At 69.6% G+C, this 13,242-nt stretch carries 9 protein-coding genes; 4 read left to right on the top strand and 5 right to left on the bottom strand.

The genetic code is table 11. The features are described 5' to 3' along the window. Positions 1-328 precede the first annotated feature (328 nt). Positions 329-1,390, bottom strand: a complete 1,062-nt coding sequence (locus D892_RS0117370; protein ID WP_024802466.1) for an enoyl-CoA hydratase/isomerase family protein — start codon at positions 1,388-1,390, stop codon at positions 329-331. Positions 1,391-1,793: 403 nt separating this feature from the next. On the opposite strand from D892_RS0117370, the gene icmF reads away from it, so the two are divergent. Together icmF and D892_RS0117360 are read left to right on the top strand one after the other, a co-directional pair. Then, on the top strand, positions 1,794-5,012 hold the full coding sequence (gene icmF / locus D892_RS0117365; protein WP_024802465.1) for a fused isobutyryl-CoA mutase/GTPase IcmF: 3,219 nt from the start codon (positions 1,794-1,796) through the stop codon (positions 5,010-5,012). An 82-nt stretch (positions 5,013-5,094) separates the two neighbouring features. Further along, entirely contained in the window at positions 5,095-6,180 is a 1,086-nt protein-coding gene (locus D892_RS0117360; RefSeq protein ID WP_024802464.1) for an amidohydrolase, read from the top strand. 24 nt (positions 6,181-6,204) lie between these two features. Here D892_RS0117360 and D892_RS0117355 read toward each other — a convergent pair whose 3' ends face one another. Then, on the bottom strand, positions 6,205-6,870 hold the full coding sequence (locus D892_RS0117355; protein WP_024802463.1) for a TetR/AcrR family transcriptional regulator: 666 nt from the start codon (positions 6,868-6,870) through the stop codon (positions 6,205-6,207). A gap of 113 nt (positions 6,871-6,983) precedes the next feature. Here D892_RS0117355 and D892_RS47740 point away from each other — a divergent pair, with 113 nt between their 5' ends. Together D892_RS47740 and D892_RS0117345 are read left to right on the top strand one after the other, a co-directional pair. Then, entirely contained in the window at positions 6,984-7,202 is a 219-nt protein-coding gene (locus D892_RS47740) for a hypothetical protein (RefSeq protein ID WP_024802462.1), read from the top strand. Continuing rightward, positions 7,199-8,737, top strand: a complete 1,539-nt coding sequence (locus D892_RS0117345; RefSeq protein ID WP_024802461.1) for an NAD(P)/FAD-dependent oxidoreductase — start codon at positions 7,199-7,201, stop codon at positions 8,735-8,737. The genes D892_RS47740 and D892_RS0117345 overlap by 4 nt, the downstream gene beginning before the upstream one ends. Here the strand turns inward: D892_RS0117345 and D892_RS0117340 are convergent. Genes D892_RS0117340 through D892_RS0117330 form a run of 3 tightly spaced genes read right to left on the bottom strand, consistent with a single transcriptional unit; the run spans position 8,710 to position 13,094 of the window. Continuing rightward, the gene (locus D892_RS0117340; RefSeq protein ID WP_024802460.1) at positions 8,710-9,489 is read right to left on the bottom strand and encodes a helical backbone metal receptor; all 780 of its coding nucleotides are present in this window, start codon (positions 9,487-9,489) and stop codon (positions 8,710-8,712) included. The two genes, D892_RS0117345 and D892_RS0117340, sit on opposite strands and share 28 nt — an antisense overlap. A gap of 21 nt (positions 9,490-9,510) precedes the next feature. Continuing rightward, positions 9,511-10,278 carry an SWIM zinc finger family protein gene (locus D892_RS0117335; protein WP_024802459.1) on the bottom strand — a complete coding sequence of 256 codons (768 nt, stop codon included), beginning with the start codon at positions 10,276-10,278 and terminating at the stop codon, positions 9,511-9,513. Further along, on the bottom strand, positions 10,275-13,094 hold the full coding sequence (locus D892_RS0117330) for a DEAD/DEAH box helicase (protein WP_024802458.1): 2,820 nt from the start codon (positions 13,092-13,094) through the stop codon (positions 10,275-10,277). The genes D892_RS0117335 and D892_RS0117330 overlap by 4 nt, the downstream gene beginning before the upstream one ends. Between the last annotated feature and the right edge of the window lie 148 nt (positions 13,095-13,242).

Here is a 13,242-nt window from a genome sequence, read left to right as displayed (position 1 = left end):
ACACCGGGTGCGTGAACTCCGGCCCTCCGTGGTGCGCAAGCTGGCCTCGGTGGCCGGGACCGCGCCGACCGCTTGCGGACACCGGCCACATTAGCCGAGGGTGCCCGGCCCTCTTCAAGCTCGTGGCCCGCGTCCGATCCAGTGCCGACCGTGCCGCGCCACGGCGGCCGCACCGTGCCGCACAACGGCAGCCGCGCATGGCCGCGCAATAGGTATCTGCGTGGAGCCAACCGACGATGTGCGCACGGGAGCGCCCGACAGTGTCCGCGCGGAAGCGCTCAGTCACATCGTCCGCGCGGAAGCGCTCAGTGGCGTCCCGGGCACGTCTTCAGCGCTCCACCGGGGCAACGAGATTCAGTTCGTGGTCGCCCAGTCCGGCGAAGTAGGAGTCGACCAGTTCGGCGGGGACCTCGGCGAGAGTGGCCGGCCGCCATCGTGGATCGCGGTCCTTGTCGACCACCTGGGCGCGAATGCCCTCGACCAGATCGTGGCTGGACAGCGCCGCGACCGAGGCGCGGTAATCGGCGTTCAGTACGTCCTCCAGGCTCCCGGCCGCGCGGGCATCGCGCAGCGCGCGCAGCGTAACCTTCAGTGCCACCGGCGATTTCGACAGCACCTGCTCGGCCGCGGCGTCGGCCTCGGCGGAGGGGTGCGCCCGCAACCGGGCAACGATCTCCTCGACGGTGTCGGCGCCGTAGCAGGCGTCGATCCAATCCCGTTGCGCGACAAGCTCGGATGGCGGTGCGTTCTCGGCGAACTTGGCGATCGCGACCTCCGGGTCGGCCGTACGCAGCGATTCCAGCAGCGCGTCGAGCCGATCGGAGGGCACGTAGTAGTCGGCGAATCCGGCGGCGAGGGCGTCGCCGGCGCTCATCCGGGCGGTGGCGAGAGCGACGTGCGTGCCGATCTCGCCCGGGGCGCGCGACAGCAGATAGGCGCCGCCGACATCCGGGACGAAGCCGATGCCGGTCTCGGGCATCCCGACCTCGGAACGCTCGGTGACGATGCGGTGGCTACCGTGCCCCGAGAGCCCGACGCCGCCGCCCATCACGATGCCGTCCATGACGGCCACGTACGGCTTCGGAAAGCGGCCGATGGCGGCGTTCAGGATGTACTCGTCGCGCCAGAACCGAGCACTCGGCGAATCTACGCCCGCCGCACCGGTTTTCGCGTCGTCGTGGATGGCGACGATATCGCCGCCCGCGCACAGCCCGCGCTCGCCGGCCCCCGTCACGACCACCGCGCGCACCTCGTCGTCGCCGGCCCACCGCCGCAGTGCCGCCAGGACGGCCAGCACCATCGCATGGTCGAGGGCGTTGATGGCCCGCGGCCGATTCAGCGTGATCAGGCCGAGCCCGTCACGCTTGTCGATCAGAACCTCGTCACTCATCAGCCACTCCTCACCACGCATCGATCCCGCCGACGATGCGACCATCATATAGTTGGACGTCCAAGTAATTCTCGTGCGTAGCCCGGAGTGTGCCGAATACCACGCACCGGGCGACCGGATTCACCGAGCGCATCATCGCAATCCGCGGGCAAGTGCGGCCCACCGAGATCGCCCGTCGTCGGGCCGCCGCCATCGGGCCGCGAACCCCGAGAGACACGCTGATTACCGGATACAGCCGAAGACGATGATGCCCCCGCACGCGGTCGATGCCACACTTCGGCACTGTCGTCGGCAAATCACCGGCACGGGTCTGCCCGAGTATCTGGCGCCGGACTCCTCCGCGCCGTAGGATTACTTGGACGTCCTAGTATCGGCCGCCAAAGCACTCGTCAAAGGACCCCAGATGCCCGACAACTCCGCTCTGCACACCCCCGTGCATCCCGTCCGCTTCGTCACCTCGGCGGCGCTGTTCGACGGGCATGACGCGGCCATCAACATCATGCGCCGGATTCTGCAGTCGCAGGGCGCCGAGGTGATCCACCTCGGCCACAACCGGGCCGTGCACGAGGTGGTCGACGCGGTGCTGACCGAGGACGCCCAGGGTGTGGCGGTCAGCTCGTATCAGGGCGGGCACGTCGAGTACTTCGAATACCTGGCGTCGGCGCTGCGCGAGGCCGGCGCGGGCCACGTGCGGATCTTCGGCGGTGGCGGCGGCGTGATCGTCGACGAGGAGATCAAGCGCCTGGCCGAGTCCGGGGTGCGGATCTTCTCCCCCGAGGACGGGCAGCGGCTGGGCCTGCCGGGCATGATCAACGAACTGGTCCGGGACTGCGACGTCGATCTGTCGCTGACTCCGGCGCCGATCGACGCGCTGCTGTCCGGGGAGCGTCCGGCGCTGGCGCGCACTCTCACCTGCCTGCAGCAGGACGCGCTGCCCGCGGAACACCTGGACGCGATCACGGCCGCCGCGCAGAACCGGACGGTGCCGGTGCTCGGCATCACCGGCACCGGCGGCTCCGGAAAGTCCTCGCTGACCGACGAACTCGTGCGGCGGCTGCGCTCGGATCAGCAGGACAAGCTGCGCGTGGCGATCCTGGCGGTGGATCCGACGCGGCGGCGCGGGGGCGGCGCGCTGCTGGGCGACCGGATCCGGATGAACGCGCTGGACAGCGACCACATCTACTTCCGCTCACTGGCCACCCGCGCCGGGCGCGAGTTGCCGGCCAATGTCGACGCGATGATCCTGGCCTGCAAGGCCGCCGGATACGACCTGGTGATCCTGGAGACCCCGGGCATCGGCCAGGGCGATGCGGCGATCATCGACCACGTCGACGCGTCGATGTACGTGATGACGCCGGAGTTCGGGGCGGCGTCGCAGCTGGAGAAGATCGACATGCTCGACTACGCCGATGTCGTGGCGATCAACAAGTACGAGCGCCGCGGGGCCGCCGACGCGCTGCGCGATGTGTCGCGACAGCTGGTCCGCAATCGGGAGGCGTTCGGTGCCACGCCCGACGATATGCCCGTATTCGGTACCAGCGCGGCGACATTCAACGACGACGGCGTGACCGCGCTCTACCAGCATCTGGCGAATATGCTGCGGGAGCGTGGCCTGGTGCTGGAACCGGGTGTGCTGCCGCGCGTGAGCACCCGGGCATCGACCCGGTTCGCCCAGGTGATCCCGCCGGCGCGGGTGCGGTACCTGGCGGAGATCGCCGAGACGGTGCGCGGCTACCACACCGAGACCGCGCGGCAGATCCTTGCGGCACAACGGGTTCAGCGCTTCGAGCAGGTGGCCGGCGAGCTGCCCGACGACACCGCCGTGGCGGAGCTGTTGCAGCGCGCCCGGGCCGAGCTGAGCCCGGAAAGCGCCGGCCTGCTGAAGGAATGGCCGGAGGTGGTCGAGTCCTACAGCGGCGACGAGCAGGTGGTCCGGGTGCGCGACCGGGAGCTGCACACCGCGCTGCGCCGAACATCGCTGTCGGGCAGTTCGATCCCCCGCGTCGCCCTGCCGCGCTACACCGATCACGGTGAGCTGCTGCGGTTCCTGCGCTCGGAGAATCTGCCCGGCAAATTCCCGTTCACCGCGGGCGTGTTCGCGTTCAAGCGCGACAACGAGGATCCGGCACGGATGTTCGCGGGCGAGGGCGATCCGTTCCGCACCAACCGCCGGTTCAAGGTGCTGTCCGAGTACTCGGACGCGAAACGGCTGTCCACGGCGTTCGATTCGGTGACCCTCTACGGACACGACCCGGCCGAGCGGCCCGATATCTACGGAAAGGTCGGCACCTCCGGCGTTTCCATCGCCACGCTCGACGATATGAAGGTGCTCTACGACGGCTTCGACCTCGCCGCGCCCACCACGTCGGTGTCGATGACCATCAACGGCCCGGCGCCGACCATTCTGGCGTTCTTCCTGAACACCGCGATAGATCAAGCGCTGGAACGGTTCTCGGAGTCGGAGGGGCGTGCGCCCAGCGCGGCGGAGGCCGCCGACCTTCGCGCGCGGACGCTGTCCACCGTGCGCGGCACCGTGCAGGCCGACATCCTCAAGGAGGATCAGGGGCAGAACACCTGCATCTTCTCCACCGAGTTCAGCCTGCGCATGATGGCCGACATCCAGGAATGGTTCGTGCGCAACGGTGTTCGCAACTTCTACTCGGTGTCGATCTCCGGCTATCACATCGCCGAGGCCGGCGCGAACCCGATCAGCCAGCTGGCCTTCACGCTCGCCAACGGATTCACCTATGTGGAGGCGTATCTGGCGCGCGGCATGCATATCGACGAGTTCGCGCCCAACCTGTCGTTCTTCTTCTCCAACGGCATGGATCCGGAGTATTCGGTGATCGGCCGGGTGGCCCGGCGCATCTGGGCCGTCGCCATGCGCGACAAGTACGGCGCCAACGAGCGGTCGCAGAAACTGAAGTACCACGTGCAGACCTCCGGGCGCTCGCTGCACGCACAGGAGATGAGCTTCAACGACATTCGCACCACGCTGCAGGCGCTCATCGCGCTCTACGACAACTGCAACAGCCTGCACACCAACGCCTACGACGAGGCCGTCACCACGCCCACCGAGGAGTCGGTGCGCCGCGCCCTGGCCATCCAGTTGATCATCAACAAGGAGTGGGGCCTGGCGATGAACGAGAATCCGCTGCAGGGCAGCTTCATCATCGACGAGCTCACCGATCTCGTGGAGGAGGCGGTGCTGAGCGAGTTCGAGCGGATCAGCGAGCGCGGCGGCGTGCTCGGCGCCATGGAGACGGGCTACCAGCGCGGCAAGATCCAGGACGAGTCGATGCTCTACGAGCACCGCAAGCACGACGGCAGCCTGCCGATCATCGGCGTCAACACCTTCCGCAACCCGCACGGCGAGGAGCATCGGGAGCTGGAGCTGGCGCGCGGTACCGAGCAGGAGAAGCAGTCGCAGCTGCGGCGCACCCACGACTATCGGAGCGGGCACCGCGATGCGGCGCACGACGCCCTGGCCCGGCTGGACGCGGCCGCCCGCGGCGACGACAACGTCTTCGAGGTGCTGATGGACGCCGCCCGGGTCTGCTCGCTACAGCAGATCACCGACGCCTTCTTCGCCGTCGGCGGCCAGTATCGCCGCACTGTGTGAAACCCGCCGAACTCCCGCGTCCGGCGCCCGGATCATGTGACAATCGCCTGGTCGCACGGGTAGCCGAGGCGGAAGGGGCGGCATGGATCTCGCGGGTATGAGCGTCGTCGACGCGCACGTCCACCAGTGGGATCCGCTGCGGACGCCGCGCGACTTCAGCACGCTGGCCAGGGCGTTCCGCTATATCCCGGTGCCGGTCGATCTCGTCGCGCGGCTGGCGTCGCGGCGCGATCGCGAGTTCGTCGGCGATCCCGATATCTACGTCCGCCCCTACCTGCCCGCCGACTACCGCACCGACCTGGGCGAGGTCCCGGTCGAGGCGCTGGTGCACATGGAGGTGCAGTGGGCGGGGGAAGCGCCCGAGGCCAAGGCCGACGAGACGCGGTGGGTGGCGAGCCTGCCGCTGGGCGTCGACACCCCCGCGCTGGGGGCGATCATCGGCAGCGCGGATCCGGCGGCCGAGGGCTTCGCCGCGCTGCTCGACGCGCACCGGTCGGCATCGCCGCTGTTCCGGGGCATCCGCACGATGGTCACCCATCATCCCGACCCCGACGTGCGCTCGTTCTGCACCTCCCCGGGCGCGCTGACCGAGAAGGCGTTCCTGGACGGATTCGCGACGCTCGCCGAGCGTGGGTTGTCGTTCGAGGCGTGGGTGTACTCCGATCAGCTGCCGGACGTGACGGCGCTGGCGCGGCGCTATCCGGAGGTCACCCTCGTGCTCAACCACTTGGGCACGCCCGCAGGGATATTCGGGCCGGTCGGCAGGTACACCGGCATCCATCCCGGGCGGCGGCGCGAGCTGTTCGTCCAGTGGCGCGACGATATCGCCACGCTCGCAACGCATCCCAATGTCGTCGCCAAGCTCACCGGGCTGGGCATGCCGATTCTCGGTCACCCGGTCCCGAAGCGCGGCGTCCCGACTCCGGTCCCGGAGCTACTGGACCGGACGGCTCCGCTGCTGCGGCACGTCTTCGACGTCTTCGGTACCCAGCGGCTGATGTGGGGCTCGAATTACCCGGTGGACAAACCGATTACGAGCATCGCCAACAGCGCCCAGGTGATCGTCGAGGTGCTCACCGAACGAGGCGGCGGCGCCGCGGAACTCCAGCAGGTGTTCCGCGGCAATGCCCAGCGGGTGTACGGGATCGACGCCGAACTCCTGACCTGAAGCCGGCGGCGATCCGGCGCAGGACTAGCGGTCGATGATCTCGGCAGGCAGGTAGTGGGCCGACAGCAGGGCAGCGTGCGCACCGGTGTGATCGATGATGCGCGCCGCGTCGACGTCGATCGCACCGGCACGCCACACCGCGAGCAGTTCCACGAAGCCGCCGATGCCCATCAGGGTGCTCATCCGGAACGAGGTTTCGTCCACGCCGGGGCGCAGGTACGGGCGGGCGGCGGCGATGAGCAGGTCGGTGGCGTCGGTGAGCATCTTGGCGCGGCGCTCCTCGAGGATGGCGCTGCCCGCGTGGTCGGCCAGCAGGATTCGCGCATGGCCGCCCGACTGGAGTTGCACCGCACGGGCAATCGCCGCGCGCAGGATGTCCAGCGGTGCGCGCCCGAGGTTTTCGGCGACGACCGCCGAGAGTTCGCCGAACACCTCGAGACAGACCTCGTCCCATCCGGCGGCCAGCAGTGCGTCCCGGTCGGCGAAATGCTCGTAGAAGTACCGATCGTTGAGCCCGGCCCGGCCGCAGACGCCGCGCATGGTGACCGCCGCCCAGCCGCTGTCGAGCCAGATGCGCAGCGCCGCCTCGATCAGGCGCTCGCGGCGCTCGGCCCGGCGCTGCTCGGGCGTCCGCCCGCCCCAGGTGCGGGTGGTGGTCCGGGGCGAGGCCGACGATCCGCGCGCGGTCATGGTTGACATTCTGCCCTGCCGGGCGCCTAATTGGTGGCGGGTGCGGCCAATGACGGCATGCGACACCACTTGCCTCGTCCCGGCCGGGCCCCCAATACGGCTCGGGAGTTCTCATGCGGCTCGGCCCCTTCGACCGGCTCGGCCCCTGCAACCGGCTCGGCCCCTGCAACCGGCTCGGCCCCTGCAACCGACTCGGCCCCTCCGACGGTGAGCGCCGGACCGGCCGGGCGGACGCGGTGGGCAGCGCCATCGGGCGGGCGTTCGCGCGGGAACCGAGCCGCCGCGGCGGGCGCGCGGCGCGCGCCAGGACATTCGAGGAGGCCGGACAATGACGTTCGCACATCCCGACGCGACCGTCGCCGATCACGAGGTGATCATCGTCGGCGCCGGGTTCTCCGGTATCGGCGTGGCCATCGCGCTGCGGGCGGCGGGATTCGACGACTTCCTGATCGTCGACGACGCCGACGGCGCCGGGGGCACCTGGCACTGGAATACGTATCCCGGTATCGCCGTGGATATTCCGTCGTTCAGCTATCAGTTTTCGTTCGAGCAGAGCTCGGACTGGTCGCGGGTCTACGCCCCGGGCCGGGAGCTGAAGGCCTACGCCGAACGCTGCGTCGACAAGTACGGGCTGCGCCCGCGCATCCGGTTCGGCACCACGATCTCGGAGGCGGAATTCGATGCCGGACAGGACCTCTGGCGACTGCGGACCGACGACGGCGAGACGCTCACCGCGCGGTACGTCGTCGCGGCGACCGGCGTGCTCACGCGCCCGAAGCTGCCCGAGATCCCCGGCGTGGAGTCGTTCGGCGGCGTCACCATGCACACCTCGCGCTGGGATCACTCCCAGGACCTGCGCGGCAAGCGGGTCGCGATCGTCGGCACGGGAGCGTCCGCCGTGCAGGTGATTCCGTCGATCGCGCCGGAGGTGGACCGGCTGGTGGTGTTCCAGCGCACGCCGATCTGGTGCCTGCCGCGCCCGGACACGACGCTGCCCGCCTCGGTGCGATGGGCGCTGCGCCACCTGCCCGGCGGGCATGCGGTGTCGCGGCTGGCCAGCCAGGCCTTCGTCGAGCTGACCTTCCCGCTGTCGGCGCACTACTACTCGAAGCTGCCGCTGGCCAAGCTCGGTGAGCGTTCCGGGCTGGCGCACCTGCGCAAACAGGTCCACGACCCGGTGATCCGGGAGAAGCTCACGCCGCGCTATGCGCTGGGCTGCAAGCGTCCCGGGTTCTCCAACGACTATCTGGCCACGTTCAACCGCGACGACGTGATCCTGGAGACCGACCCGATCGCCGAGGTCACCCCGACCGGCGTGCGCACCGCCGGCGGCACCGAGCACGCGGCGGACGTGCTGATCCTGGCCACCGGTTTCAAGGTGATGGAGTCGGGCAATATGCCCACCTTCCCGCTGCACGGCGTCGACGGCCTGGACCTGGAGAAATGGTGGGACGAGAACCGCCTGCAGGCCTACGAGGGCGTCAGCGTGCCGGGCTTCCCGAACTTCTTCTCCATCATCGGCCCCTACGGCTACAACGGCTCGTCGTACTTCGCGCTCATCGAGATGCAGACCCGGCACATCCTGCGGTTGCTCCGCCATGCCCGGCGCCGGCGGGCCACCCGCGTCGAGGTGACCCGCGAGGCCAACGACCGATACTTCCGCGAGATGCTGAATCGGCGTGCCGGGCAGGTGTTCTGGCAGGACAGCTGCGTCCGGTCGAACAGCTACTACTTCGACAAGAACGGCGATGTGCCGCTGCGGCCGATGAGCACCGTCGAAGCCGCTTGGCGCGCCGGTCATTTCGATCTCGGCGATTACCGGTTCGAACGGGCGGCGACTCAGGAGAGGGCGGCGCGCGCCAGCTGATCGGCCAGCTCGATCCGGGCGGTGACCAACGACGGGCCGTACCAGGTCAGGTTCCGGCCCGAGACCAGGGCGATCGGAATGCCCGGAAAGGCTTCGGGCCCATCGCTTTCGGTGAACACGTAGGGCTCGTCCGGGAGCACCGCCAGCTCGACGCCGCGCAACAACTCGGGTTCGGGCACCGTCGGATACCGTTCGGGGCGATCGGCGTGCGCCAGGCGCAGCCCGAGCCGATGCGCCAGATCACCGGTGAAGGTGTCCCGCCCGACCACCATCCACGGATCGCGCCAGACCGGGATCACCGCGCCGCGCACCGGTTCCGGCGCGGGCTCGGCCCAGACGACCCCTGCTTCGTCCAGCCACCGCGGCCGGCCGGTGCCCAGCGCGACCTCGAACAACCTCGCCATCGAGGACAGCGCCTCGTCCACGGTCCGTATCCTGGTGACCCACACCGGAATTCCCGCGGCACGCAGGCGATCCACGTCGATCTTCCGGTTCTCCTCCTGATTGCACACCACCAGGTCGGGTGCCAGCTCGGCGATGCGCCGCACATTCGGATTCTTCGTCCCCCGCACCCGCTCGACCCCGAGATCCTGCGGATGCGTGCACCATTCGGTGGCCGCGACCAGCAGCTGTGGGCAGGTCGCCGCGATCGCCTCGGTCAACGACGGCACCAGCGAAACCACCCGGCCCACCGGGTATTTCACCACCACCTCGGCATCGAGATCGTCGCGCAGCACGGTCTCCGAGGGCATAGTCGCACCTTCCTCCGGCTTCTAGGTATCGAAGAGCCGATAGAGCTCATGTAGTTCGCGCAGACCGGCCTCGGCGGCCGGCTCGTCCGTGGTCGTCATGCGCAGGGCCTGGCGCAGCGGCACCGGGTCCAGATCGTCGAGGGCCGGGCGGAACTCCGGTTCGGGGAGCCGGGGCAGCGCGATGTTCTCGCCGTACAGGTCGTCGGAAACCGTTGTTCCACTGTCGGTTTGGACACCGCTGATCAAGGTGTCCAGGTCCAGGCCGCGCAGCGTGAGCATGATCGACGGCTCGGAGTCGAGGCGTTCGGCGACGATGTAGCAGACCGCCGCGACGTGTTTGCAGGGCCAGCCCGAATCCGGGCAACTGCAGCCGAAATCCAGTTCCGCCGCCGTGCCCGGCAGCAGCAGCGGGCTCAGTTCCTGCGGCAATGCACCGGATGCGAGCTGGGCGAGCATGCCCGGGGTGTCGCGGACCAGGTCGATCAGCTCGCCCAGCCGCTCGTCGCGCAGTTTCCGCAGCGTCAGCACCGAGGTGAACGGGCGCGGCTGGCTGCCCTGGACCTCGGCGGTCACCGCGCCGGACTCGATGTCGTAGGTCACCACCTGGCCGGAGCGGGCATACGTGCGGCCGCGCGCCAGCCGGCCCTCGTCGGCGACCTGCTCGACCGCCTCGATGAAGGCCCGGCCCCACCAGGTGCGCGCGAACGACCCACGGCGGCTGCGCGGTTCGACACCGCCGCGCACCGGGCGCCGCTTGCCGTACTCGCTGTAATCGGTGAAGGGGCTCATTCGCCCACCGCCTCCGCCCCGAGGGCGAACATCCGCCGCAGTTCGTCGTCGCTGAACTCGGTGATCCAGTTCTCCCCGGTGCCGACTGTCAGGTTCGCCAATTCCTTCTTGCCACTGATCATGTCGTCGATGCGCTCCTCGATGGTGTCGACGCACACCAGCTTGCGCACCTGCACGTCGCGCCGCTGCCCGATCCGGAAGGCCCGGTCGGTGGCCTGGTTCTCGACCGCGGGATTCCACCAGCGGTCCAGGTGCACAACGTGATTGGCGGCGGTGAGGTTCAGACCGGTGCCACCGGCCTTGAGCGACAACAGCATCAGCGGCGGCCCGTCGTCCTGCTGGAATCCGGTGACCATCGCGTCGCGCCGCTTCTTCGGCACGCCGCCGTGCAGGAACGGGATCGCGGTACCGAACCGCTCGGTGAGATACGGCTCGACCAGCTCCCCGAACTCGCGGAACTGGGTGAACAGCAGCGCCTTCTCCCCGTCGGCCAGCACCGACTCCAGCACGTCCTCCACCAGCCCCAGCTTCCCGGACCGGTGCTGCCCGCGGCGCAGCACCGCCGATCCGTCGCCGAGGAAATGCGCCGGATGGTTGCACACCTGCTTGAGCCTGGTCAGCGCCGCGAGAACCACGCCCTTGCGCTGAATGTCCTTGGACTGCTTCAGCTTCGCGACCATATCGTCGACCACGGCCTGATACAGCGCCGCCTGTTCCACGGTCAGGTTGGCGCGCACCGTCATCTCGATCTTGTCGGGCAGATCCGAGATCACCGCGGGATCGGTCTTGACCCGGCGCAACACGAACGGGCCGGTGACGGTGCGCAGCCTGGTGACGGCGTTCTCGTCGCGCTCGCGCTCGATCGGCACCGCGAAGCGGGCGTGGAACTCCGACGGCTTGCCCAGCAGGTCGGGCGCGGCGAAATCCAGGATGGAGCGCAGCTCCTCCAGACGGTTCTCCACCGGAGTTCCGGTGAGCGCCAGGCGATGTCGGGCCGGAATATGCCGGGCGGCCCGGGCCTGCCTGGTGTTGGCGTTCTTGATGTGCTGCGCCTCGTCGACGACGATCCGCTCCCACGGCTGCCGCTTCAGCTGCTCGACGTCGCGGGCCAGCAGCGCGTACGTGGTGATCACGAGGTCCGAATCCGCCACGGCCGCATCGAGTTCCGCACCCGAGCGACGGGCCGCGCCGTGATGCACCAGCACCCGCAGGTCGGGGGCGAAACGCTCGGCCTCCCGCTGCCAGTTGCCGACCACCGACATCGGGCACACCAGCAGGGTCGGGCCCGGAACGGCATCCCTTGTCGCGGTGGACCTCTCGTGCACCAGCAGGGCCAGGATCTGGATGGTCTTCCCCAGGCCCATATCGTCGGCCAGGATGCCGCCGCAGTTGTGCCGGTTCATCGTCGCCAGCCAGGACAGTCCGCGCAGCTGATACGGCCGCAGCTCGGCCTTCAGCCCCGCCGGCGGCTCCACCGGTTCGGCCCGGCGGGTGGATTCCAGCAGTTCGGCCGCCCACCCGGCGACCCGCACCTCCTCGATCGGCACGTGCCGGACATCGGAGGCGGCCACCTGGGCGAGCAGATCCGTCAGCGAGCCGACCGTCTCGTCGGTGCGGCCGTCGAGATAGGCGGCGGCCGCCGCCAGCATCCGGTGGTCGGCCTGGACCCACTGCCCGCGCAGCCGCACCAGATCGGACTTGGCCTGCACCAGGCGCGCCATCTCGTCCGGCGTCAGCACCGTGTCGCCCAGCGCCAGCTCCCAGTGATACGACACCAGCCCGCTCATGCCGACCGCGCTCTCGGTGGCGGCCGGGCTCTGCACGGCCAGCCGCATGCTCGGCGCGACCACCCGCCAGGCGCGGGGCAGCAGCAGCTGCACGCCCGCCGACCGGAGCGCGTGCGCACCGTGCGCGACCAGGTCCTGCACCACCTGGGTCGGCAGCAGGAAGTCGATCCCGCCCGGTTCGCGCGGCAGCTCGCGCAGCATCGGATAGGCATCCACCGCCGCCGCCACCTTCTCCGCCGCCAGCTTCAGTTGCGCCGGATCACCGCGAATCGGAATGGGCTGCGGCGCTTCGCCTTCCGCGCGCAGGCATACCTCCAGCCGCCACAGCGCATCGAGGCCCTCCGTGCCGGTCTCCGGTTCGTCGTCGGGTTCGAGCAGCCGCAGCACCAGCTCGGGCTCGCCGGCGGTCAGGCTGGTTCGCCACTCCTCCAGGGCCGCCGACACCCGATGCGATCCGACCTCCAGCGGGGCGCCCTCGACCAGCGCCGCCACCAGCGGATGCGACTGCTCCCCGGCGTCGAGGTGCAGGCGCGCGATCGGATCGGTCAATTCGGCGAGCATGTTCTCGAGCATCGCGGCGGGCCGCACCGCCATCCGCAAGGCGGGCGGCACGGCGGCGGCCAGCTCCGCCAGCCACGCCCGCTGCCGCTGCCCGCCGACCAGCCGCCACCGGACCCACCACTCGCCGTCGTCGCGCCGCAGTTCGGGGACCAGCCGTCCGGCCCGGACCCACCGCTCGATCCCGCGCGCCACGTGGACGAGAAAACGCAGGTCGGCGGCAACGGCGTCGGCGGGAAGCTGCTGGAGCAACACCGGCGCGGCCGATACCGGAATCAGCGCATGCGCCTTGACCTGCGTGGGTTCGGGACCGTCCGGCCCGGTCAGCAGCACCTGCGCACGATGCCGGAACCGGGCGCCCGCGAGCAGCGAACCCAGCGGATCCGGCAGCGCACCGGCCTCGGCCGCCGAGGATTGCGGATCGTGCCACAGCACCAATCCCGACCCCGGCGTCCACAACCCGTGCAGCATTCCCCTATCCAATCAGTCGATCCCGACACGGCACAGCGGCCTTGGACGGCGCCCGCCGCGACCGGAACTGTGAGCAATCCGACGTTTCCCCCGAGCCCGATCGGTGAACGAACAGGCAGCACTCCGTTGCCCCCGGTGGACGGAGGCG

The sequence above is a fragment of the Nocardia sp. BMG51109 genome (assembly GCF_000526215.1).
GTDB lineage: Bacteria > Actinomycetota > Actinomycetes > Mycobacteriales > Mycobacteriaceae > Nocardia.
Note: the sequence above shows the minus strand (reverse complement) of the source record. Positions and strands in the feature narration are given on the sequence as shown.